We start from the raw sequence: 21,584 nt of genomic DNA, 5'->3' as shown, positions 1-21,584 counted from the left end.
CAAGCCCGGTCGCTAAACGTTTGAATCTGGAGATTTTCCATGGCTGAGATCACGGCTGCGCTGGTCAAGGAACTGCGCGAGAAGTCCGGCGTCGGCATGATGGACTGCAAGAAGGCCCTGGCCGAGAACAACGGCGACATCGAGGCCTCCATCGACTGGCTGCGCGCCAAGGGCCTGTCCAAGGCCGCCAAGAAGGCCGATCGCGCCGCCGCCGAAGGCCTGGTGGCCATCGCCGTGTCGGAAAGCGGCGCGGGTGAAACCGCCACCGCCGTCGAAGTGAACGCCGAAACCGACTTCGTGTCGCGCAACGACCTGTTCCAGGTCGCCGCCCGTCAGATCGCCGGCGCCGCCCTGGGCACCGACGGTTCGATCGACGCCATCACCAGCGCCAAGCTGGCCGGCGGCGAGACCGTTCAGGACCATCTGACCAACCTGATCGCCACGATCGGCGAGAACATGATGGTCCGTCGCGCCGCCAAGCACACCGTCGAGAACGGCGTCGTGGCCTCGTACGTCCACAACGCCACCGCGCCGGACCTCGGCCGCATCGGCGTGCTGGTCGCCCTCGAGTCGACCGCCGGCGACAAGGCCGCCCTGCGCGAGCTGGGCCGCAAGATCGCCATGCACGTGGCCGCGACCGCCCCGCTGTCGCTGTCGCCGGAAGATCTGGACCCGGCCGCCATCGAGCGTGAAAAGGCCGTGTTCACCGAGCAGGCTCTGGAGTCGGGCAAGCCGGCGTCGGTCATCGAGAAGATGATCGAAGGCCGCATCCGCAAGTTCCTGGAAGAAGTCGTGCTGCTGAAGCAAGCCTTCGTCATGAACCCGGACCAGACCGTCGAGCAGCTGGTCGCCGAAGCCGGCAAGACCCTCGGCGCGCCGATCGTCGTGAAGGGCTTCACCCGTCTCGCCCTGGGCGAAGGCGTGGAAAAGAAGCAGGACGACTTCGCCGCCGAAGTCGCCTCGATGACCGGCCAGGCCTAAAGGCCAGCTAAGACAGTGAGGGCGGCGGGCCTGGGTCCGTCGCCTCCATGGTCGACAAAGCAAGGGCGCGGCGCGTTTGACGCGCGCCGCGCCCTTTTTTTGCGCTTGAACGGCGACACGCCGGTCCGGCGCAAAACCGATCCCACTTTTGTGTAACGCGCTCTATGGTGCGTGCCGACGACTCAGGAAGAGCCCGGTCCATGTCCGATCCCATCCCCGCCAAGCCGTACCGTCGTCTTCTGCTGAAGGTTTCGGGTGAAGTGCTGATGGGCGACACGCCCTACGGGATCGACACCAACACCGTCCAATCCGTCGCCCAGGACATCGCCGAGATCGTCAAGTCGGGCGTCGAGCTGTGCCTGGTGATCGGCGGCGGCAACATCTTCCGCGGCATGGCCGGCGCGGCCAAGGGCATGGAGCGCTCCAGCGCCGACTACATGGGCATGCTGGCCACGGTCATGAACGCCCTGGCCATGCAGGACGCCCTCGAGCGCATCGGCGTCGAGACCCGCGTGCAGTCAGCCATTCCGATGGCCACGGTCTGCGAACCCTATATCCGCCGCCGCGCCCAGCGCCACCTTGAGAAGGGCCGCGTGGTGATCTTCGCCGCCGGCACCGGCAACCCGTTCTTCACCACCGACACCGCCGCCGCCCTGCGCGCCGCCGAAATGCAGTGCGACGCCCTGTTCAAGGGCACCAGCGTCGACGGGGTCTACACCGCCGATCCCAAGAAGGATCCGAACGCCCAGCGCTACGACCGCCTGAGCTACATGGACGTGCTGGCCAAGGACCTGCGCGTCATGGACGCCTCGGCAGTCGCCCTGATGCGCGACAGCAACATCCCGATCGTGGTGTTCTCGATCAAGGGGCGGGGCAACCTGCTCAGCGTGCTGCGTGGCGAAGGCACGCACACCGTCGTCGCGAACGCCTGATTTCATAAAGCGAAGAGAGCCCACGCCATGGCCGCCGCCGAAAAGCCCGTCCTTTCCCGCTACAAAGACCGCATGGACAAGGCCGTGCTCGCCCTGAAGGACGAGTTCGGCTCCCTGCGCACCGGCCGCGCCTCGGCCAGCCTGCTCGACCAGGTGATGGTCGAGGCCTACGGGTCGACCACGCCGCTGAACGCGGTGGCCTCGATCAGTGTCCCTGAGCCCCGCCAGATCAGCGTCAGCGTCTGGGACCGCGGCGTCGTGGTCTCGGTCGAGAAGGCCATCCGCGCTTCGGGCCTGGGCCTGAACCCGGTGGTCGAGGGCCAGAACCTGCGTATCCCGATCCCGCCGCTGACCGAGGAGCGCCGCAAGGACCTCTCGAAGATCGCCGGCAAGTACGCCGAGCAGCAGAAGATCGCCGTGCGCAACATTCGTCGCGACGCCAACGACGACCTGAAGAAGGCCGAGAAGGACAACGCGGTCAACGAGGACGAGCGCAAGAAGATGGAGGCCGAGGTCCAGAAGCTGACCGACGAAGCCATCAAGCGCATCGACGAGGCCTTGAAAACCAAGGAACAAGAGATCATGCAGGTCTGACCGTCCTCTCTGGTCAGACCCGATCAGCGGGCTCCTGGGGGATGAGAAGGGAAGGCTAAGAGCGCATGTCGCCGAAGACCGGCCTGCAGACCAAGACCGCGCGCCCCGGGGGCGAGGCCGGCGCGGGACTGCATGCGGCCATCATCATGGACGGCAACGGCCGGTGGGCCAAGCGCCGCGGCATGCCGCGCGCGCTGGGTCACCGGGCCGGCGTCAATGCGCTCAAGCGCACGGTCGAGGGCGCGCCCTCGGCCGGCGTAGGCGTGCTGACAGTGTTCGGCTTCTCGACCGAGAACTGGCGCCGTCCGGCCCAGGAAGTCTCCGAACTGATGGGCCTGCTCAAGGCCTATGTCGAATCGGACCTTGAGCGGCTCAGCCGTGAAGGCGTCCGTGTGCGGATCATCGGTCGCCGCACGGGCCTGTCGCCCGACGTGCTGGAAGTGATCGAGCGGGCCGAGCGCCGCACCGCCCACAACGACAGCTTCCTGCTGCAGGTGGCGTTCAACTATGGCGGCCAGGCCGATATCGCCGACGCCGCGCGCCGGTTCGCCGAGCAGGTGGAGCGGGGGGAGGCGAGGGCGGCTGACCTGAACGAGGCGATGTTCGGCTCGTTCCTGTCGACCTCGGCGGCGCCGGCTCCGGACCTTATCGTGCGCACCAGCGGCGAGCATCGGATCTCGAATTTCCTGCTGTGGGAATGCGCCTACGCGGAACTGGTGTTCCAGGACGTGCTGTGGCCCGATTACGGGCCCGAGCACCTCGCCGCCGCCGTCGCGGAATATCGTAGCCGTGACCGGCGCTATGGAGGCATTGCGGCCGATGACGTCGCCGTCGCCGGCTAAGCGCTTCAACTGGGGCAATCTGGGTACGCGCGTGGTTTCGGCCACGGTGCTCGTACCCACGGTCGTGGCCGCCGTCTGGTTCGGCCAGGTGTGGTTCCTGCTTCTGTTGGCCGTCTGCACCGCGCTGCTGGCGCGGGAGTGGGGCATGATGAGCGCCCCCAAGGCCCCGGTCGGCGTCGCCATCGCCGTGGGCGTGGCGGTGCTGATCTCGCTCGTCGCGGCGTTCCGCGGCCACTACATCCTGACTTGGCCGCTGGCCGCCGCCGGCGCCGCCGCAGCCGCCCTGCTGGCGCGCGGCGCGGTCGAGCGCCGGGCCGACGCGGCCTATGGCGTGATCTACATCGCGCCGGCCTGCATCACCCTGCTGTGGCTGCGGCTCAGCCCGGCCGGCCTGTCCTGGACCCTGCTGCTGTTCGCGGTGACCTGGTTCGCCGACATCTTCGCCTATGTCACGGGCAGCATCCTGAAGGGGCCCAAGCTGTGGCCCCGGTTCTCGCCCAACAAGACCTGGTCGGGTTTCTTCGGCGGCCTGCTGGCCGCGGCTCTGGCGGCGGTCGGCGTCGACCTGCTGGCCCAGGCCCTGCCGCGCCTGCCCGACATGGACCTGACCTGGCCGGTGGCCGCCGTCATCGGCTTCCTGGGCGGGCTGGCCACCATGACCGGCGACCTTTGGGAATCGATGCTCAAGCGCCGCTTCGGCGTGAAGGACTCGGGCGACCTGATCCCCGGCCACGGCGGGCTGCTCGACCGGGTCGACGGCCTGATGTTCGCCGCCATCGTCATCGCCGCGGTGCGCCTGTTCGACCAGTGGGGATGGCTGCCTTGACCGTTCGTAAGGTGGTGGTGCTCGGCTCGACCGGCTCCATCGGCGTTTCCACCCTCGATCTCTTCGAGCAGTCCAAGGTTCCGGTCGATATCCTGGCCCTGGCGGCCGGCCGCAATGTCGAGCGACTGGCGCAGCAGGCGCTGCGCTGGCGTCCGAAGGTGGCGGTGATCGAGGACGAGGCCCTGCTGGGCGAGCTGCGCGAGCGCCTGGCCGGGTCAGGCGTCGAGGCCGCCGCCGGTTCGGCGGCCGTTGCGCAGGCCGCGGCCATGGGCGCGGACTGGGTGATGTCGGCGATCGTCGGCGCGGCGGGCCTTGCGCCCACCCTGGCGGCCGCCCGCACCGGCGCCGTGGTGGCCCTGGCCAACAAGGAAAGCCTGGTCTGCGCCGGGCCCGAGCTGCTGCGGATCTCCCACGAGGCCGGCGGCACGGTGATTCCCGTCGATTCCGAGCATTCGGCCATCTTCCAGGTGCTGCAGCCGGCCTGCCTGGACCGCGTAGCGCGCCTGATCCTGACCGCTTCGGGCGGCCCGTTCCGCACCTGGACCCGCGAGCAGATGGCCGCCGCCACGCCCGAGCAGGCGATCGCCCATCCCAACTGGTCGATGGGCGCCAAGATCTCGGTCGATTCCGCGACGATGATGAACAAGGGGCTCGAGATGATCGAGGCCTCCTACCTGTTCGACACGCCCGAGGAGCGCATCGGCGTCGTCATTCACCCGCAGTCGGTGATTCACAGCCTGGTGGAGTACACCGACGGCTCGACCCTGGCGCAGCTGGGGCCGCCCGACATGCGCAGCCCGATCTCCTATGCCTACTCCTGGCCCGAGCGCCTGGCATGGCCGGCCAAGCCCCTGGATCTGGGCGCCTACGGCCAGCTGACCTTCGAGGATCCGGACCTTTCGCGCTTCCCGCTGCTGGGCGTCGCGCGCGAGGCGTTGCGTCTCGGCTGCGGGGCGCCGACCGCCATGAACGCGGCGAATGAAATCGCCGTCGCGGCTTTCCTTGACCGGCAGATCGGCTTTCTCGATATTGCCGCGTCGGTTGAGGGGACGCTGGAACGCATGAACGGGGTAGGGGACCTCGCCGTAACGGCAGGTGACGTTCTTGATACAGCCGTCATGATCGACGGTTCCGCTCGCCGTATTGCGGCCGAGGTTGTCGCTCAAAAGCGGCATTAGGAAGTGACCGGGGAGCTCTGATTCCAAGCCGATGATCGGTCTTCTGATCGCGATCGTGTCCATGGTCATCGTGCTGTCCGTCGTGGTGACGGTGCACGAGCTGGGACACTATTGGGCCGCGCGGGCCTGTGGGGTGGCGATCGATCGCTTCTCCATCGGCTTTGGCTCGCCCCTGATTTCCTGGCGCGACAAGCACGGCGTGGAGTGGCGGATCGCCTCGATCCCGCTGGGCGGCTACGTGCGCTTCGCCGGCGACGAGAACGCCGCCAGCGTGCCCGACCAAAACGATCTCGACGAAATGAAGCGCGAGATCGCTGATCGCGAAGGCGCCGCCGCGCTCAAGCAGTACTTCCATTTCAAGCCGGTCTGGCAGCGGGCGATCATCGCCGCCGCCGGTCCGATCGCCAATTTCATCCTGGCCATCCTGGTCTTCGCGGTGATGCAGGTGGCCATCGGCGACCTCAAGACCCAGGTCATCGTTCACGGCGTGGAGCCGGGCAGCGCAGCCGCCGCCGCCGGCTTCCAGCCCGCAGACGTGATCGTGAAGATGGACGGCAAGGCCGTCGAGAACTACCGCGACGTCTCGGCCTATGTCAGCCTGCGCGCCAAGCTGCCGGTCGAGTTCACCGTGCAGCGCGCCCAGCAGGAACTGAAGCTGACCGCCACGCCGGTGCTGGTCGAGCAGAAGGACGAGATCGCCGGCCGCGTGAAGGTGGGCCGCCTGGGCGTATCTCTGACCGGCCGCGGCTATTTCGAGCGCTCCTCGATCTGGATGGCCGTCCCCCGCGCCACGGTGCAGGTCTGGGACATGCTCAAGACCATCGGCTTCTATCTCGGGCGCCTGGTGACCGGCCAACTGCCGGCCGACCAGATCAGCGGCATCATCGGCATCGGCAAGACCGCCGGCGCGGTGACCCAGGCCAGCGTCGAGGGCGCGCCCGACGTCAAGACCATGATCATCCGCACGGTCGCCAGCCAGGCCATCCTGATCGCCAGCCTGTCGGTCAGCATCGGGTTCATGAACCTGCTGCCGATCCCGGTGCTGGATGGCGGGCACCTGCTGCTCTACGCCTACGAGGCCGTCTTCCGGCGTCCCCTGCGGGCCGACTTCCAGGCCGCGGGTTTCCGCGCCGGCCTTGCCTTGATCCTTTGTTTCATGCTGTTCGCGGCGTGGAACGACCTCAACCGCTACGACGTGTTCAAATTCATCGGCGGCCTGTTCACGTGAACGATCGCCGCCCGTCCATGATTGGTCCCATGAGCAAAATTCGCGCCCATAGCGCCGCGTTCGCCACCGGCGTTGCGCTTCTCTTCGGCTCCACCGCCCTGATCGCGCCGCAGGCGGCGTTCGCCCAGGCCCAGGCCTCGGGCGTGGTCCAGCGCATCGTCGTGCAGGGCAACGAGCGGATCGAGGCGGGCACCGTGCTCTCTTATCTGCCGATCCAGCCCGGCGAGACGGTCGATCCGGCCCGCCTCGACCTGGCGCTGAAGACCCTCGGCCGCACCGATCTGTTCGCCGACGTCTCGATCGAACTGGTCGGCGGCGACCTGGTGGTCAAGGTCGTCGAGAACCCGATCATCAACCAGGTGGTCTTCGAAGGGAACTCGGCCCTCAAGGAAGACAAGCTGAAGGACGAAGTGCAGATCCGTCCGCGCGGCATCTTCACCCGCGCCAAGGTGCAGGCCGACGTCCAGCGCATCATCGAACTCTATCGCCGTTCGGGCCGCATCTCGGCGACCGTGACGCCGAAGGTGGTCGAGCTGCCGCAGAAGCGCGTCGACCTGGTGTTCGAAATCAACGAAGGCCCCAAGAGCGGCGTCCTGGGCGTCAACTTCCTGGGCAACAAGGAGTTCTCGGACAACGAACTCTCCGACGTCATCGTCACCAAGGAGTCGCACTGGTACAAGTTCCTGACCAGCAACGACAACTACGACCCTGACCGGATCGAGTACGACCGCGAACAGCTGCGCAAGTACTACCGCAACCGCGGCTTCTTCGACTTCCGCGTCGTGGCCACCACGGCCGAGCTGGCGACCGACAAGAACGGCTTCGCGGTCACCTACACGATCGACGAAGGCCCCAAGTACAAGTTCGGCAAGGTCACCGTCGAAACCGAGCTGAAGAAGCTGGACGGCAACCTGCTGGCCCAGATCCTGCCGATCAAGACCGGCCAGATCTACGAGGACGAGCGTATCGAGCAGGCCACCGACGCCCTGACCTTCGCGGCGGGCGCGGCGGGCTTCGCCTTCGTGGACGTGCGTCCGCGCTATGTGCCCAACCGCGAGACCCAGACGGTCGACGTGGTGTTCTCGGTGCGTGAAGGCCCGCGCGTCTACGTCGACCGCATCGACATCGTCGGCAACACCGCCACGCTGGACTACGTCCTGCGCCGCGAAATGGAAGTGGCCGAGGGCGATGCCTACAACCGCGTCCTGGTCGACCGGTCGCGCAACAACATGCGCCGCCTTGGCTTCTTCAAGGACGTGACCATCGAGGAGGTGCCCAGCACCGCCCCGGACCGCACCAACCTGCGGGTCAAGGTCGAGGAACAGCCGACGGGCGAACTGTCGTTCAGCGCTGGCTACAGCTCGGTCGATCAGCTGGTGCTCGATGTCGGCGTCACCCAGCGCAACTTCCGCGGCCGCGGCCAGAACCTGCGCGCGCGCGTGTCGGTGGGCTCGCTGCGGCAGCAGGTCGACTTCGCATTCACCGAGCCGCGCTTCCTGGGCCGCAATTTGGCCGCGGGCGTGAACCTCTATTCGTACCGATATGACCTCAGCGAGTTCGCGGCTTACGACACCAAGTCGTTGGGCGGCGGCTTCACCATGGGCTTCGGTTTGACGCAGAACACCTCGATGAGCTTGCGCTACACGCTGCGCCAGGACGAGGTGGACGTGGCCGACAGCTACTGCATCCCCGGCCAGAACACCGTCTCGACCGTGCTCTGCGCCCAGCGCGGCGCCTACATGACCTCGCTGTTCGGCTACGGCCTGCGCCTGGACAAGCGGAACGATCCGCTGCGTCCGACCCGCGGCTTCTTCGCCGACCTCAACCAGGACCTTGCCGGCTTCGGCGGCGACGTGAACTACCTCAAGACCGAGGTCGACGGCGGCTGGTACTGGGGTTTCAACAAGGACTTCGTGTTCAGCGCCACCGGTTCGGCGGGCTACATCGAAGGCTGGGGCGGCGACAGCGTCCGCATCAACGACCGTTTCTACAAGGGCGGCCAGTCGTTCCGCGGCTTCGAGACGGCCGGTATCGGCCCGCGCGACACGCTTACCGACAACAGCGCCCTGGGCGCCAAGCTGTACGCGATCGGTTCGCTGGAGCTGACGATCCCGACCTTCCTGCCCGAGCAGTACGGCATCAAGGCCGCGCTGTTCTCGGACTTCGGCACCGCCGGCCAGCTGGACGACGTTGACCGCCAGACTTCGCCCGGCGTGTTCAGCACGACGATCAAGGACAACCTTGGTCTGCGTGCTTCGGCCGGCGTCAGCATCGACTGGAAGTCGCCGATGGGACCGATCCGGTTCGACATCAGCCGCATCCTGGCGAAGGAAGACTACGACCGGACGGAAACCTTCCGGTTCTCCACCTCCACTCGTTTCTAATCTCCACAAGGCTTCAGACGACATGTCCTCCAAGTTCTTCGCCGCCGCCGCTTCGGGCCTGGCCGCGTTCGCCGTGGCCTCGGGCGCCTTCGCTCAAGCCGCCGCCCCGCTGGCCAAGGCTCCGGCCGCCCCGGCCGCTCCGGCGATCACCCACGGCGCTCCGATCGCCAGCCTCTGCGTGTTCTCGGCCGGCGCCGTGCGCGGCACCTCGGCCACCGGCAAGGCGCTCGACGCCCGCCTGAAGGCCCTGCAGACCACCGCCGAGTCGCCGCTGGCCGCTCGCGAAAAGGCCCTGCAGACCAAGATCGACGCGTTCAACGCCGCGGCCAAGACCCCGGCCGCCGACATCAACGCCCGTGAAAAGCAGAAGGCCGACCTGGAGCTGGAGCAGAGCGCCCTGCAGCGCGACGCCGCCCACACCCAGATGGAACTGGTCGCCACCGCCGACGCCGCCCAGCAGACCTACTCGGTCGAGCTGCAGCCAGCCGTGATCTCGGCCTACCAGTCCAAGCAATGCGGCGTGCTGCTCGAGCGCAGCGCTGTGGCCATCTTCAACCCGGCCATGGACATCACCCCGCAGATCGTCAGCGCCCTGGACGCCCGCGGCAAGGCCGCGTCGTTCCAGGCCCTGGAGCGCACCAAGCTGACCCCGCAGCAAGCCGCCCAACTGGCCGCCCAGCTGCAGCGCTAAGCACTGGAAGCGCCCGCTCGGCCTTTGCGGCCGGGCGGGCGCTTTCCGTTACGGCATTGACTCGGGGCGGCTTTGGGCCGCCTACACTTCGTCCGTATCGGGCGATTCCCGGGACGGCCGTCGTCGAGAGGTTTCCATGCCGGACCCCCGCTTTTTCGAGACCCTGGGTCCGGTTTCCGTGTCCGATCTGGCTGTCGCCGGCGGCGCTGAACTGGCCGATCCGGGCCTTGGCGAGCGCCTGATCGCCACCGTCGCGCCGCTGGACGGCGCCGGGCCGGACGCCGTTTCCTTCCTTTCCGATCCCCGTCGCGCCAAGAACCTGTCGGCCTGCAAGGCCGGGGCGATCTTCATGCGTCCGCAGCATCGCGAGTTCGCGCCTGAAGGCTGCGCCGTGCTGCTGACCCCGCATCCGCAGGCCGCCTGGGCGGCCGCGACCGCGCGTCTTTACGCGCCGCGCCGCCACGAGGCCGGCGCTGCCGCCATCCATTCCACCGCCGTGCTGGAGGAGGGCGTGCGCCTTTCGCCGGGCGTGATCATCGGCCAGGACGCCCGTATCGGGCGTGGCACGACGATCAGCCCCGGCGCCGTCATCGGCCCGGGCGTCGCCATCGGCCGCGACTGTTTCATCGGCGCCAACGCCGTGGTCGGCTTCGCCCTGATCGGCGACCGGGTCAGCCTGCATGCGGGTTCGGTGATCGGGGAGGCGGGCTTCGGCGCGGCCCCCGGCGCCAGGGGCGTGGTCGACCTGCCGCAGCTGGGCCGCGTGGTCCTGCAGGACGGCGTGACGCTGGGCGCCAACAGCTGCATCGATCGCGGCGCCTTCGACGACACCACGGTGGGCGAGAACACCAAGATCGACAATCTGGTCCACGTTGCGCACAACGTGCAGCTGGGCCGTAACTGCGTGCTCGCGGCCTATACGGGGCTGTCGGGCACCACGGTCGTCGGCGACGGCGTCGCTTTCGGCGGCAAGGCCGGCGTAGCCGACCACTTGACGATCGGCCCCGGCGCCAGCATCGGGGCGTCCGCCTCGGTGTTCAAGGACGTGCCGGCGGGCGAGACATGGACAGGGTTTCCCGCGCGACCGATCAAACGGTGGCTGCGAGAAACCGCATGGCTGTCGCGCAGCGCGCGCAGCCGGGGGATGAAAGACGAGGCATGAGCCAGACCGAAACCGCGGCCCCGCAGACCGACATCGACATCGCCGAGATCCTCGCCCGGATCCCGCACCGCTACCCGTTCCTGCTGGTCGACCGCGCCGAGGCCTACGAGCCGCACAAGTCGATCGTCGGCATCAAGTGCGTGACGGTGAACGAGCCGTTCTTCCAGGGCCACTTCCCGGGCAATCCGGTGATGCCCGGCGTGCTGATCATCGAGGCCCTGGCCCAGACGGGCGCGGTGCTGATGAGCAAGTCGCTGGAAGTCGACACCGCCGGCAAGACCATCTTCTTCATGTCGGTCGACAACGCCCGCTTCCGCAACCCCGTGCGCCCGGGCGACGTCCTGCGCATGGAGGTCGAGGTGCTGCGCGCGCGTTCCAGCATCTTCAAGTTCAAGGGCGTGGCCAAGATCGGCGACAAGGTCGCCGCCGAGGTCGAGTTCGCCGCCATGGTCGTGGAGACCCCGACGAAATGACGAAAATCCATCCGACCGCCATCGTCGACGCCGGCGCCCAGCTGGGCGAAGACGTCGAGATCGGGCCGTTCTGCATCGTCGGCCCGGACGTGACCCTGCAGGCCCGCGTGCGCCTGCTGTCGCACGTGGTGGTCGATGGCGTCACCACCATCGGCGAGGACACCGTCGTCCACGCCTTCTCGGCGCTTGGCGGTCCGCCGCAGCATCTGGGCTACAAGGGCGAGCGCACGGAACTGGTCATCGGCGCCCGCAACGTCATCCGCGAACAGGTGACGATGAACACCGGCACCGCCTCGGGCCGCGGCGTCACCACGATCGGCGCGGACGGCTTCTTTATGGCCGAGGCCCACGTGGCCCACGACTGCGCGGTCGGCGACAATGTGGTTCTGGCCAAGGGCGCGACCCTGGGCGGGCATGTCGACGTCGGCAATTTCGTGTTCGTCGGCGGCCTGGCGGCCATCCACCAGTTCTCGCGCGTGGGCCGCTACAGCTTCATCGGCGGCCTGGCGGCGGTGACCAAGGACGTCATCCCCTACGGCTCGGTGTGGGGCAACCACGCCCACCTCGAGGGCCTGAACCTCGTCGGCCTCAAGCGCCGGGGCTTCTCGCGCGAGGCGATCAACGCCCTGCGTTCGGCCTATCGCATGATGTTCGCCGACGAAGGCACCTTCCAGGAGCGCCTGGACGACGCGGCCGAGACCTATGCCTCCATTCCCGAGGTGATGGAGATCATCGCGTTCATTCGCGACGACGGTAACCGCCCGCTTTGCCTGCCCGAGCGCGAGGTCTGATCTTGCGCAAGCTTGGACTGATCGCCGGCGGCGGGGCCCTGCCGATCGAACTGGCCGCCCATTGCGAGCGCGCCGGACGGCCGTTCTCGGTCATGCGCGTCAGGGGCTTCGCCGATCCGTCGCTGGAGCAGTATCCCGGTATCGAGGTCGGCATCGCCGAGTTCGGCAAGGCCTTCAAGGCGCTGAAGGAAGAGGGCTGCGAGGCCGTCTGCTTCGCCGGCGTCGTCGATCGCCCCGATTTTTCGGCCCTGATCCCCGATTTCCGGGGCGTGAAGGTGCTGCCGGGCTTGATCAAGGCCGCACGCGAGGGCGACGACGCCCTGCTACGCCGCGTGCTGACAGAGTTCGAGAAGGAAGGCTTCGTCGTCGAGGGCGCCCACGAGGTGCGCGGCGAGATGACTTTGCCGGCCGGCCCGCTGGGCCGCTACGCCCCGCGCGAGCAGCACGGCGCCGACATCGACCGCGCCCTGGCCGTGGCCCGCGCCATCGGCGGGCTGGACGTGGGGCAGGGCGCCGTGGTCTGCGATGGTCTCGTTCTGGCCGTGGAGGCCCAGGAGGGCACCGACGCCATGCTGCGCCGTGTCGCCGACCTGCCGCAGGCGATCCGGGGCTGCCCCGAGGCGCCCAAGGGCGTCCTGGCCAAGGCGCCCAAGCCGATCCAGGAGACCAAGGTCGACCTGCCCACCATCGGCGTCGCCACCATCCAGCGCGCCGCGCGCGCCGGCTTGGCCGGGGTGGTGGGCGAGGCGGGCCGCCTGCTGATCGTCGACCGCGACCAGGTCATCGCCTGCGCCGACGACCTGGGCCTCTTCGTCTACGGCGTCGAGCCGCGCTGATGTCTTCCGCCCGGCCGCTGACGGTCATGCTGGTCGCGGCCGAGGCCTCGGGTGACAATCTCGGCGCGGGCCTGGCAAAGGCTCTGCGGGCGCGGTTGGGCGACAAGGTGCGTTTCGTCGGCCTGGGCGGCGCGCGCATGGCGGCAGAGGGGGTGGAGAGCCCCTTCGACATTTCCGAACTCTCGATCCTGGGCTTGTTCGAGGGGCTGAAGGCCTATCCGCGCGTGCTGCGCCGGCTGAAGGACGTCGAGGCCCTGGCGGTGCGTGAGAAGCCCGACGTGGCCGTGCTGATCGACGCCTGGGGCTTCAACATCCGTCTGGCCAAGCGTCTGCGGGCGCTGGATGCGTCCATGGCGCTGATCAAGTACGTCGCGCCGCAGGTCTGGGCTTCGCGGCCCGGGCGGGCCGGGACCCTGGCCCAGGCCGTCGACCTGCTGCTGGCCACCCAGCCGATGGACAAGCCGTTCTTCGACGCGGTGGGCCTGCCCAGCGTCTTCGTCGGCAATCCGGCCCTGGCCCGCGATTTCAGCGGCGCCGACGCCGCCCGGGCCCGCGCCGCGATCGGGGCTGGTCCCGACGATCCGATCCTCGCCGTCCTGCCGGGCAGCCGGCCGTCCGAGATCGAACGCGTGCTGCCCGCCTTCGAGGACGCCGTGCGCATCCTCAAGGCCGACCGCCCCGGCCTGCACGTCGTCGTGCCCGCCGCCCAGACCGTGGCGACGGCGGTCAAGGCGCGCGTCGCCGGCTGGCCGTTCCGCGCCCACGTGATCGAGGACGACCGGGCCAAGGACGACGCCATGAAGGCCGCCACGGTGGCCCTGGCTTGCAGCGGCACGGTGACCATCGAACTGGCCCTGGCAGGCGCGCCGATGGTGGTCGGCTACAAGATCGGCGCGATCACCTACAGCCTCCTCAAGCGTCTGATGACGCCGCGCTGGGTCACGCTGTTCAACATCGCCGCCGACAAGGAGGTGGCGCCCGAACTGCTGCAGCACGACTGCACGGGCGAACGCCTGGCGGCCGAGCTGGCCAGGCGTCTCGACGATCCAGCGCTGCGCCAGCGTCAGGTGGCCGAGCAGTACGCGGCGCTGGAGCGCCTGGGGCGCGGCATGCCCGATCCGGCCGAGGCGGCGGCCGAAGCCATGCTCGACTTCCTGGAAAAGCGAGCCGCCAAGGCAGGTTAAGACCCGCTTCACGCCTGTGGATTAATCCTACGGCAACCTTCCGCGCCTTGCGCCGCCGTGGAGCCCGCCGTGTCGGTCCTGCCGATTGGAACCGTCGTTCCGAACCTCGCCTCGGTGCAGCCGACGGCGACGATTGCATCCGCGGGTCTTCAAGGCGGCCAGACGGGGCAGGCGGGCCTGCCGCCGCCGGCCATGCTGGCCCAGATGGCCATGGCCGAGGCGACCGAGGCGCTGGGCAAGATCGCCGCCCAGCCCGGCGCAACGCCCGACGCGCCCGACACCGTCGAAAGCCTGCTGAAGGGCGGCGCCACCGGCCAGGCGCGCGAGATCCTGCTGTCCAGCGCCACCGTCCAGGCCAAGGTGGTCTCCGACATGGTCGGCCGCGCGGCCTCGACCCAGGCCGGCATGGCCCCGTTGCTGGCCGACCTGGAGCGGGTCACGGCCTCGCCACAGGCGCCGGCCCTGGTGCGTCAGGCCGCCGCCAACATGCTGGCCCTGCGCTCGCCCATCGATGGCGCTGTCACCGCCGGCGAGATCCGCCAGGCCTTCGGCCGTTCCGGTCTGTTCATGGAAAGCCGCCTGGCCGAGGAGGCGTCCGCGCCGGGCGCCGCGCCCCTGGCCGCCAAGGACCTCAAGGCCGCCATGCTGGTGCTGCGCGCCGCCGTGGCCAGCTGGAGCGCCCAGACAGGGCCCGGACCGTCGGCGACGGCGACGTCGACCGCCGCGCTCCAGGCGCCGCAACAGTCTCCGACACAGGGCGCGGCGACTTCCGTGCCGGCCCAGCCCGCAGCGTCCCAGCTTGGCGCGCAGGCGGCCGCTTCAATGCTTCCAGGGCTGCCGCCGCAGGGAGCCGCCCCCGCCGCCCCTGAAGGTGAAGCCCCGCCGCCCGCCACGACCGCTTCCGCCGCGGCGGACGATCCCGCTGTCGAGTCGCCGGTCGCCCGTTTCCTGGCCGCCGTGGCGCCGCGCCCGGCTCCGCAACAAGCCGCCCAGCCTGCCGCCGCCCTGTTCGTCCTGGCCCAGGAGGCCGCCGCCGGCTTCGAGGAGGCGCCCGTCGTCCGGCCGATCGTGACGCCGCTCGCTCCGCCGCCCGGCAAGGGGCCGCCGCCGCCCTTCGCCGGCGGACCCGTGGTCGCCCAGCCCGCAGCGTCTTCGACTCTCGCGCCTGACGCCCGTCCGGCCCTGGTGGCCCAACAACTGGCCAAGGGCGTCGACGCCGCCCTGGCCCGGCAGGAGTTGCTGCAGGCCGCCTCGCTGCCCGAACGGACCGAGGCCGCGCGTCCTGCCGACGGCCGCCTGGTCGATGACAAGCCCGGACCCCGCTGGGTGTTCGATGTGCCGTTCGCCACGCCGCAAGGCTCGGCCGTGGCCCAGTTCGAGATCAGCCGCGACGGCGGTGGGGGCGGGGCCGCAGGCGGTGTCGCCGAGGCCCGCACCTGGAAGGTCCGCTTCTCGCTCGATGTCGAGCCCATGGGCCGCATCGACGCCCAGTTGGCGCTCACCGGCGAGCGGGCGCGCGTCTCGCTGTGGGCCGAGCGTCCCGAAGCCATGGCCCGCCTGCGCGGCGGGGAAGAGATGCTGAACGCCGCCCTGCGCGAGGCCGCCCTGGAGCCGGAGGTGGCGTTCCACGCCGTCGCGCTTCCCGTCGCCGCGCCGGCCGCGCCCGGCCGCTTCCTGGACCAGGCCACATGACCCGCGTCTCGGGCCCCCGCATCGCCGTCGCCCTGCGCTACGACGAGCCGAACGCTCCGCGCGTGGTCGCCAGCGGCCGCGGCTGGGTGGGCGACAAGATCGTCGAGACCGCCCGTGAGCACGGCGTGCCGCTGGAGGAGAACCCGGCGCTGGCCCAGGCCCTTTCGACAATTCCGATGGAGGAGGAGATCCCGGAGGCGCTCTATGTCGCCGTCGCCGAGATCCTGGGCTTCATCCTGCGCTCGGCCAATCGTAACTGACACCAAGAAAGTTACGGTAGGGGGCTGGGCCACGCCCGCGCGGCGCCTATATCGGCCTGGACCCCTTCGAGGAGCTTCCATGACCGACCTCTCGGCCTTCCCGATCGCCAGCCGCTGGCCCGCCGCTCATCCCGACCGCATTCAGCTCTATTCGCTGCCCACGCCCAACGGCGTGAAGGTGTCGATCATGCTGGAAGAGGTGGGCCTGCCGTACGAGCCTCACCTGATCGACATCGGCAAGAACGAGACCTGGACCCCGGAATTCCTCAGCCTCAACCCCAACGGCAAGATCCCGGCGATCATCGATCCCGACGGTCCGGGTGGTAAGCCGCTGGCGCTGTTCGAGAGCGGCGCGATCCTCGTCTATCTGGCCGAGAAGACCGGCAAGCTGCTGCCGGCCGATCCGGCGGCGCGCTACGAGACCCTGCAGTGGGTGTTCTTCCAGATGGCCGCCGTCGGTCCGATGTTCGGTCAGCTGGGCTTCTTCCATAAGTTCGCCGGTCGCGAATACGAGGACAAGCGTCCGCTGGAGCGCTATCGCGCCGAAAGCCAGCGCCTGCTGGGCGTGCTGGAAACCCGCCTGGAAGGCCGCGACTGGATCATGGGCGATGACTACACCATCGCCGACGTCGCCACCCTGGGCTGGGTGCGCAACCTTGTCGGCTTCTACGAGGCGGCCGACCTCGTCGACTTCAAGAGCCTGAAGAACGTGCCGGCCTGGCTGGAGCGGGGCCTGGCCCGTCCGGCCGTGCAGCGCGGTCTGAACATCCCGGCGCGCGGCTGATCCCGCAGCGGGGCGGGCGGCGACAGCCGTCCGCTCCGGCGCCATAAGCAGGCCACCTCTCAACGGCGGTCGATTCTGATGTCGCTCTTTCCCGAACTCGACGGCCCGCCGTCCGACCGCCTGTTCTTCGGTATCTTTCCCGAAGCGCCGGTGGCCGAGGCCATCGCGGGACGGGCGCGCGATCTCAAAGCCCGCCTCGGCCTTTCGGGCGCGCCGCTGACGCCGGACCGCTTTCACGTCACCCTGCATCACATCGGCGACTATGCCGGCCTGCCGCGCGGCATCGTCGCCCAGGCGCTGGAGGCCGGCGAGGCGGCGTCCTCGGCCGCGCCGTTCGAGGTCGCCTTCGACAGGGCCGCCAGTTTCAACAACCGCGGCAACAACCCGTTCGTCCTACAGGGCGGGGAGGGGCTGGTCGTTCTTCACGACTTCCAGAAGGCCCTGGGCCTCTCCATGGCCCACGCCGGTCTCGGCAAGCAGGTCGCCAGGCAGTTCAATCCGCACGTGACTCTGCTCTATGACCGCGCCCTGGCGCCCGAAACCCCGGTGGAGCCGGTGTCATGGACCGTCCCGGAGTTCGTGCTGATTCACAGCCTGCTGGGCCAGACCCGTCACATCGTGCTCGGGCGCTGGCCCCTGAAGGGATGATCTAGCGGTCCTGCACGTTGCCCGAATGGGTGGTGTTCTGGCGCAGGTTCCCGTGGCGACCCTGTTCGGACAGGTTAACGTCGGCGTTGCCGGGATCGGGCGATTGCAAGCCCTCGCGGCCGGCGTGCCCCTCGATGTCGGGCTTCTGGCCCTTGAAGGCGCGCTGTTCGGGCGGGATGGGCGGGGCCTTGGACATGGCTTCCTCCTTTTGATTGTCGGAAGAAAACCGTCGGGATGGGCGGCCCGTTCCCAGCGCAGCGCTCGGGCTCAGGCCGCTGGCGGCGCCGGGCGCGAGACCACGAAGGCCGCGCAGGCGGCCATGATCGCGCCGACCAGCAGGCCCAGCCAAAGCTTGGGCCGCGCGGCGATAAGGAAGATCGCCATGCCGCTCGCCATGCCCAGGCAGGCGAAGACCTTGGCCTTGCGCGGGATCGCGCCATTGGCCCGCCAGGCGCGAACCGATGGGCCAAAGCGCGGGTGGTTCAGCAGCCAGGCCTCGAGCTTGGGCGAAGAGCGCCCGAAGCAGCCGGCGGCGAGGATCAGGAAGATCGTCGTCGGCATCAGCGGCAGGAACGCGCCGATGATCCCGAGCGCCGTGAACGCCAGGCCCGCGACCAGATAGCCGACCCGCAGGCCCCGCGAGGTCGGCAGGGCCGCCGCCGGGGCGTCCAGTTCTATGGCCGGCGGTTCAGCCGAAGGCGGCGTCGACATAGGCCTGCACCCGTGAGAAGGCGGCTTGTGCGCCCGCGATGGCGCGCGCTTCGCCCGCCTCGTCCAGTCCCGCCGCGTCGAGGGCGGCGGTGAACTGGCGCCAGTGGGCGGCGCGGCCGTCAGGATGACCGGCAAGGTGGCGCGCGCCGAGGTTCTCGTCGAGCCCCAGCTTGGCGGCCGCCTTGAACAGGAAGGCCGCGCCCAGGTTCGAGCCCTCGGCCACGTAAAGCCAGCCCAGCGCCGTGGCCAGGTCCGGCTCGGCGTCGGCGGTGAAGGCCGGCGGCGGCAGGTCCGAAAGGGCAGGCAGGCCAAGGTCGGCCCGGTCGGCGGCGATCTGGGCCAGACGGCGGCGTCCGTCCAGGTCGGGCAGGCGCTGGGCCAGTTCCGGGCGCTGGTACAGGCCGTCGATGTCACGGTGAAAGCGGTACTGCACCTCGAGAAACCGGCCGTAGCGCTCGCGGTCAGCGAAGGGCTGGCCGGCCATGATGCTCTTGTCGAGCCGATCGTGCGTCGCTTCGGTTCCGGCTTTCAGGCGCTTGGCCAGGGTGGGGGCGAGGGAGGGGTCTTGGGCGATAGCGAGATCGGTCATGGGCCTAATGTCGTCCTGTCGCGACTGAGACGCAACTGCTCTAGGTCAAATCCGTCCGCGCCTCGGGCGAAAATGCTAAGCGGGGAGGGAAGGGCCCGACTCACGGGCGGAATTTCTGGAGCGCGCCCCGGTGACGGTGACGATCTACGGCATCAAGGCCTGCGACACGATGAAGAAGGCCCGCAGCTGGCTCGACGAGCACGGCGTGGCCTATGCCTTCCACGACTACAAGGTCTCCGGCGCGAACCGCGCGGACGTCGAGCGTTGGGTCGAGGCGCTGGGCTGGGAAACGGTTCTGAACCGCGCCGGCACGACCTTCCGCAAGCTGCCCGACGCCGACAAGACCGGCATCGACGCCAAGAAGGCCGTCGAGCTGATGCTGGCCCAGCCCTCGATGATCAAGCGGCCCATGCTGGACGTCGACGGCAGGCTGCTGGCGGGCTTCAAACCCGATCAGTACACCGCCATTCTCGCCTGACGGGCGAAACGCCGCTTGCGCGATTGACGCGAGTTGGCGAACTTTGGGGCGACAAGGTCCGCATCCAGCGGCTAAGTCTTGGGGAAACAGCCGGTTCGTCCGGCGGCAGGGCATTGAGTGGGCGTGACTTCGGGGCTTCCGTACGATCTGGCGATCTTTGATTTCGACGGCACGCTGGCCGACAGCGGAGCCGTGGTGCTGAAGCTCGTCAACCCGATGGCCAGGATGTACGGCTTCAAGAGCGTCACCGACGAGGAAGTCGAGATGCTGCGTGGTCGTCCCAACCGCGAGATCATCAAGTATCTCGGCGTCTCGGCCTGGAAGATCCCGATCATCGCCGCCCACGGCAAGAAGCTGATGGCCGCCGAGATCGGTTCGATCGGACTGTTTCCGGGCGTTCCGGACATGCTGAAAGCCCTTTCGGCCGGCGGCGTGCGCCTGGCCGTGGTCAGCTCCAACAGCGAGGCCACCATCCGCACCGTGCTGGGGCCGGACCTGGCCAGGCTGATCGACCACTACGGCTGCGGCGCCTCGCTGTTCGGCAAGGCCAAGAAGTTCACCAAGGTCATCAAGACCGCCCGGGTGAAGCCGGGTCGGGTGATCTCGATCGGCGACGAGACCCGCGACATCGACGCGGCCAACGCGCTGGGCCTGGCCTCGGGCGCCGTCACCTGGGGCTACGCCACCCGCCAGCTGCTGGTCGACCATGCGCCGACCGTGCTGCTCGACGCCGTCGACGACATCGTCGCGCGCCTGACGCCGCACCGCGCCGTCGCGGCTGTCGCCACGGCCTGATCCGCCTTACGAAAGTTTCATCTCGGCGGGCGCCTCCAAACGGCGCCGTCGAAGCCTCTTCCCTGTACGAGACGAAAGCGACAGGCTCTCGTCGACACAATCCGAGGGGAACAGGTCATGGAACTTGGAATCCTGGTGCCGTTGGCGCCGTTCATCATGGTCGTCTGCATCGTCGTCATCCCGATGTGGCTCAAGAGCCGCGATCGCCGGGAGATGCAGGCCACCGTCCGCGCGGCCATCGAGAAGGGCCAGCCGCTTCCGCCCGAACTGATCGAGGCGCTGAGCAAGGAAGTCAAACCGCCGAGGGAATCGTCCGCCCTGCGCGACATGCGCGTCGGCGTCATCCTGATCGCTGTCGGCGCCGGCCTGGCGGTGCTGGGCTTCATGCTGGGCCAGATCGCCGACGAGGCTCTGCACCCCGTCATGGGGGCGGCCGCCATCCCGGCCCTGATCGGCGTGGCCTACGTCATTCTGAGCTTCTTCAACCCCAACAAGGGTCACCGGCTGGACGCCTGACGCAGCCGCCTGGGGGAAGAGGGGACTTTCATCATGGGCATCGAACGCCCGCCCACCACCGGTCACGATGTCGAGCTGGCGGCCCTGGCCGCCACCGGCGACCGCCGGGCCTACGGGGAGCTGGTGCGCAGGCACGGCTCGGCCGTGAGAGGCCTTTTGCGTCGCCTGGGCGCCGACCCGGCCACCGCCGATGACGTCGCCCAGGACGCTTTCCTGGTCGGCTTCGAACAGATCGCCGACTATCGCGGCGAGGGGGCCTTCGGCGGCTGGATCAAGAAGACCGCCGCGCGACTCTATCTGCGCAAGGTCAAGCGCGACGCGCGCCTGATCTTCTCGGACGCCGCGCCCGAAGAGCCGCCCGCCTCGGCCGGCACGCCGGGCGACAGGCTCGATCTCGACGAGGCGCTGAAAAGCCTGTCGCGCGGCGAGCGCCTGTGCGTTTCGCTCTGCTACGGCGCGGACTGGTCACATTCGGAGGCTGCTGAGGCCTTGAACATCCCGATCGGCACGGTCAAATCCCATGTCAAACGTGGTCTGGATAAACTCAGGGCCAGACTGGCCCCGCCCACGGACGCTTCGGCGCGGAGGGAAGGTCATGGCTGATCGAGACTTCGACGCCCAGCTCTCGCGGCTGTTCGCCGACCCGCCGGCGTTTCCCGACGCCGAGGCCTTTCACGCTCGCGTGGAGAGCCGCCTGGACCGCGGGTGGACCCTCCGGCGGCTGGCGATCGGCGCGGCCGGCGGCGTGGCGGGCCTCTTCGCAGTGGTGCAGTTGATCACCAGCCGCTTCGCGACCGACCTGCGCCATGCGTCCAGCGAGGGCGTTTCGGGCGTGGACCTGGGCGTCGACAAGCTGATGGCCCAGGTGAATCAGTTCGTCGCCACCCCGGCCAGCGTAGAAACCCTTTGGCTCGGCGCCGCCCTTGCGGCTATCGCTCTGACCTTCGCCGTCACCCGACTGGTCGAAGAGTTCTAATCCGGAGAGCGGCCTGGCCGCGCTCCGGTCGTC

Annotated in this window: 26 protein-coding genes; 23 read left to right on the top strand and 3 right to left on the bottom strand. The window is 68.9% G+C overall.

What is annotated here, in order from left to right; translation table 11 throughout:
- Positions 1 to 39: 39 nt before the first annotated feature.
- The 18 genes from tsf (at position 40) to P7A99_RS12370 (ending at position 17,486) form a co-directional block, all read left to right on the top strand.
- Positions 40 to 981 (top strand): translation elongation factor Ts, encoded by a 942-nt coding sequence (gene tsf, locus P7A99_RS12455; protein WP_277794169.1) that lies wholly within the window; start codon positions 40 to 42, stop codon positions 979 to 981.
- Between the two features lie 200 nt (positions 982 to 1,181).
- Positions 1,182 to 1,913 carry a UMP kinase gene (pyrH, locus tag P7A99_RS12450; protein ID WP_277794168.1) on the top strand — a complete coding sequence of 244 codons (732 nt, stop codon included), beginning with the start codon at positions 1,182 to 1,184 and terminating at the stop codon, positions 1,911 to 1,913.
- A 27-nt stretch (positions 1,914 to 1,940) separates the two neighbouring features.
- Positions 1,941 to 2,507, top strand: a complete 567-nt coding sequence (gene frr / locus P7A99_RS12445; protein ID WP_277794167.1) for a ribosome recycling factor — start codon at positions 1,941 to 1,943, stop codon at positions 2,505 to 2,507.
- Between the two features lie 65 nt (positions 2,508 to 2,572).
- Entirely contained in the window at positions 2,573 to 3,349 is a 777-nt protein-coding gene (uppS, locus tag P7A99_RS12440; protein WP_277794166.1) for a polyprenyl diphosphate synthase, read from the top strand.
- Positions 3,327 to 4,175 (top strand): phosphatidate cytidylyltransferase, encoded by an 849-nt coding sequence (locus P7A99_RS12435; RefSeq protein ID WP_277794165.1) that lies wholly within the window; start codon positions 3,327 to 3,329, stop codon positions 4,173 to 4,175. Before uppS ends, P7A99_RS12435 begins: the two co-directional genes overlap by 23 nt.
- Positions 4,163 to 5,353 (top strand): 1-deoxy-D-xylulose-5-phosphate reductoisomerase, encoded by a 1,191-nt coding sequence (gene dxr, locus P7A99_RS12430; protein WP_277794164.1) that lies wholly within the window; start codon positions 4,163 to 4,165, stop codon positions 5,351 to 5,353. The genes P7A99_RS12435 and dxr overlap by 13 nt, the downstream gene beginning before the upstream one ends.
- A 31-nt stretch (positions 5,354 to 5,384) precedes the next feature.
- Positions 5,385 to 6,581, top strand: coding sequence for a M50 family metallopeptidase (locus P7A99_RS12425; RefSeq protein ID WP_277794163.1), 1,197 nt, complete (start codon positions 5,385 to 5,387; stop codon positions 6,579 to 6,581).
- A 17-nt stretch (positions 6,582 to 6,598) separates the two neighbouring features.
- Complete coding sequence (gene bamA, locus P7A99_RS12420) at positions 6,599 to 8,965, top strand: outer membrane protein assembly factor BamA (protein ID WP_277794162.1); 2,367 nt, start codon at positions 6,599 to 6,601, stop codon at positions 8,963 to 8,965.
- Between the two features lie 22 nt (positions 8,966 to 8,987).
- Positions 8,988 to 9,656 (top strand): OmpH family outer membrane protein, encoded by a 669-nt coding sequence (locus P7A99_RS12415; protein WP_277794161.1) that lies wholly within the window; start codon positions 8,988 to 8,990, stop codon positions 9,654 to 9,656.
- Positions 9,657 to 9,792: 136 nt separating this feature from the next.
- On the top strand, positions 9,793 to 10,818 hold the full coding sequence (gene lpxD / locus P7A99_RS12410) for a UDP-3-O-(3-hydroxymyristoyl)glucosamine N-acyltransferase (RefSeq protein ID WP_277794160.1): 1,026 nt from the start codon (positions 9,793 to 9,795) through the stop codon (positions 10,816 to 10,818).
- Positions 10,815 to 11,291, top strand: a complete 477-nt coding sequence (fabZ, locus tag P7A99_RS12405) for a 3-hydroxyacyl-ACP dehydratase FabZ (RefSeq protein WP_101712959.1) — start codon at positions 10,815 to 10,817, stop codon at positions 11,289 to 11,291. Before lpxD ends, fabZ begins: the two co-directional genes overlap by 4 nt.
- Positions 11,288 to 12,082: an acyl-ACP--UDP-N-acetylglucosamine O-acyltransferase gene (gene lpxA / locus P7A99_RS12400; RefSeq protein WP_277794159.1), complete on the top strand. Its 795-nt coding sequence runs from the start codon at positions 11,288 to 11,290 to the stop codon at positions 12,080 to 12,082. Before fabZ ends, lpxA begins: the two co-directional genes overlap by 4 nt.
- A gap of 2 nt (positions 12,083 to 12,084) precedes the next feature.
- Entirely contained in the window at positions 12,085 to 12,918 is an 834-nt protein-coding gene (gene lpxI, locus P7A99_RS12395; RefSeq protein ID WP_277794158.1) for a UDP-2,3-diacylglucosamine diphosphatase, read from the top strand.
- Positions 12,918 to 14,102, top strand: a complete 1,185-nt coding sequence (gene lpxB, locus P7A99_RS12390; RefSeq protein ID WP_277794157.1) for a lipid-A-disaccharide synthase — start codon at positions 12,918 to 12,920, stop codon at positions 14,100 to 14,102. The genes lpxI and lpxB overlap by 1 nt, the downstream gene beginning before the upstream one ends.
- A gap of 69 nt (positions 14,103 to 14,171) precedes the next feature.
- On the top strand, positions 14,172 to 15,794 hold the full coding sequence (locus P7A99_RS12385) for a flagellar hook-length control protein FliK (RefSeq protein ID WP_277794156.1): 1,623 nt from the start codon (positions 14,172 to 14,174) through the stop codon (positions 15,792 to 15,794).
- The gene (locus P7A99_RS12380) at positions 15,791 to 16,054 is read left to right on the top strand and encodes an EscU/YscU/HrcU family type III secretion system export apparatus switch protein (RefSeq protein WP_101720286.1); all 264 of its coding nucleotides are present in this window, start codon (positions 15,791 to 15,793) and stop codon (positions 16,052 to 16,054) included. Before P7A99_RS12385 ends, P7A99_RS12380 begins: the two co-directional genes overlap by 4 nt.
- 79 nt (positions 16,055 to 16,133) lie before the next feature.
- Positions 16,134 to 16,838 (top strand): glutathione S-transferase N-terminal domain-containing protein, encoded by a 705-nt coding sequence (locus P7A99_RS12375; RefSeq protein WP_277794155.1) that lies wholly within the window; start codon positions 16,134 to 16,136, stop codon positions 16,836 to 16,838.
- A 78-nt stretch (positions 16,839 to 16,916) separates the two neighbouring features.
- Complete coding sequence (locus P7A99_RS12370; protein WP_277794154.1) at positions 16,917 to 17,486, top strand: 2'-5' RNA ligase family protein; 570 nt, start codon at positions 16,917 to 16,919, stop codon at positions 17,484 to 17,486.
- Position 17,487: 1 nt separating this feature from the next.
- Here P7A99_RS12370 and P7A99_RS12365 read toward each other — a convergent pair whose 3' ends face one another.
- The 3 genes from P7A99_RS12365 to P7A99_RS12355 all read right to left on the bottom strand — a co-directional run bounded on the left by P7A99_RS12365 (position 17,488) and on the right by P7A99_RS12355 (position 18,786).
- Positions 17,488 to 17,682: a hypothetical protein gene (locus tag P7A99_RS12365; protein WP_277794153.1), complete on the bottom strand. Its 195-nt coding sequence runs from the start codon at positions 17,680 to 17,682 to the stop codon at positions 17,488 to 17,490.
- Positions 17,683 to 17,753: 71 nt separating this feature from the next.
- Positions 17,754 to 18,197 (bottom strand): YbaN family protein, encoded by a 444-nt coding sequence (locus P7A99_RS12360; RefSeq protein ID WP_277794152.1) that lies wholly within the window; start codon positions 18,195 to 18,197, stop codon positions 17,754 to 17,756.
- The gene (locus P7A99_RS12355; RefSeq protein ID WP_277794151.1) at positions 18,175 to 18,786 is read right to left on the bottom strand and encodes a biliverdin-producing heme oxygenase; all 612 of its coding nucleotides are present in this window, start codon (positions 18,784 to 18,786) and stop codon (positions 18,175 to 18,177) included. Before P7A99_RS12355 ends, P7A99_RS12360 begins: the two co-directional genes overlap by 23 nt.
- Positions 18,787 to 18,916: 130 nt before the next feature.
- Between P7A99_RS12355 and P7A99_RS12350 the strand changes: the two genes are divergently transcribed.
- From P7A99_RS12350 to P7A99_RS12330, 5 genes are all read left to right on the top strand, one after another.
- Positions 18,917 to 19,264 carry an ArsC family reductase gene (locus P7A99_RS12350; RefSeq protein WP_277794150.1) on the top strand — a complete coding sequence of 116 codons (348 nt, stop codon included), beginning with the start codon at positions 18,917 to 18,919 and terminating at the stop codon, positions 19,262 to 19,264.
- Positions 19,265 to 19,387: 123 nt separating this feature from the next.
- Positions 19,388 to 20,059 (top strand): HAD hydrolase-like protein, encoded by a 672-nt coding sequence (locus tag P7A99_RS12345; RefSeq protein ID WP_277794149.1) that lies wholly within the window; start codon positions 19,388 to 19,390, stop codon positions 20,057 to 20,059.
- A 117-nt stretch (positions 20,060 to 20,176) separates the two neighbouring features.
- On the top strand, positions 20,177 to 20,575 hold the full coding sequence (locus P7A99_RS12340; protein ID WP_277794148.1) for a DUF6249 domain-containing protein: 399 nt from the start codon (positions 20,177 to 20,179) through the stop codon (positions 20,573 to 20,575).
- A 33-nt stretch (positions 20,576 to 20,608) separates the two neighbouring features.
- Positions 20,609 to 21,178, top strand: coding sequence for an RNA polymerase sigma factor (locus P7A99_RS12335; RefSeq protein WP_277794147.1), 570 nt, complete (start codon positions 20,609 to 20,611; stop codon positions 21,176 to 21,178).
- Positions 21,171 to 21,551: a hypothetical protein gene (locus tag P7A99_RS12330; RefSeq protein ID WP_277794146.1), complete on the top strand. Its 381-nt coding sequence runs from the start codon at positions 21,171 to 21,173 to the stop codon at positions 21,549 to 21,551. The genes P7A99_RS12335 and P7A99_RS12330 overlap by 8 nt, the downstream gene beginning before the upstream one ends.
- Positions 21,552 to 21,584: the final 33 nt, after the last annotated feature.

The organism is Caulobacter endophyticus (assembly GCF_029543245.1).
Classification (GTDB): Bacteria; Pseudomonadota; Alphaproteobacteria; order Caulobacterales; family Caulobacteraceae; genus Caulobacter; species Caulobacter endophyticus_A.
This window is presented reverse-complemented; position numbering and strand designations above follow the sequence as displayed.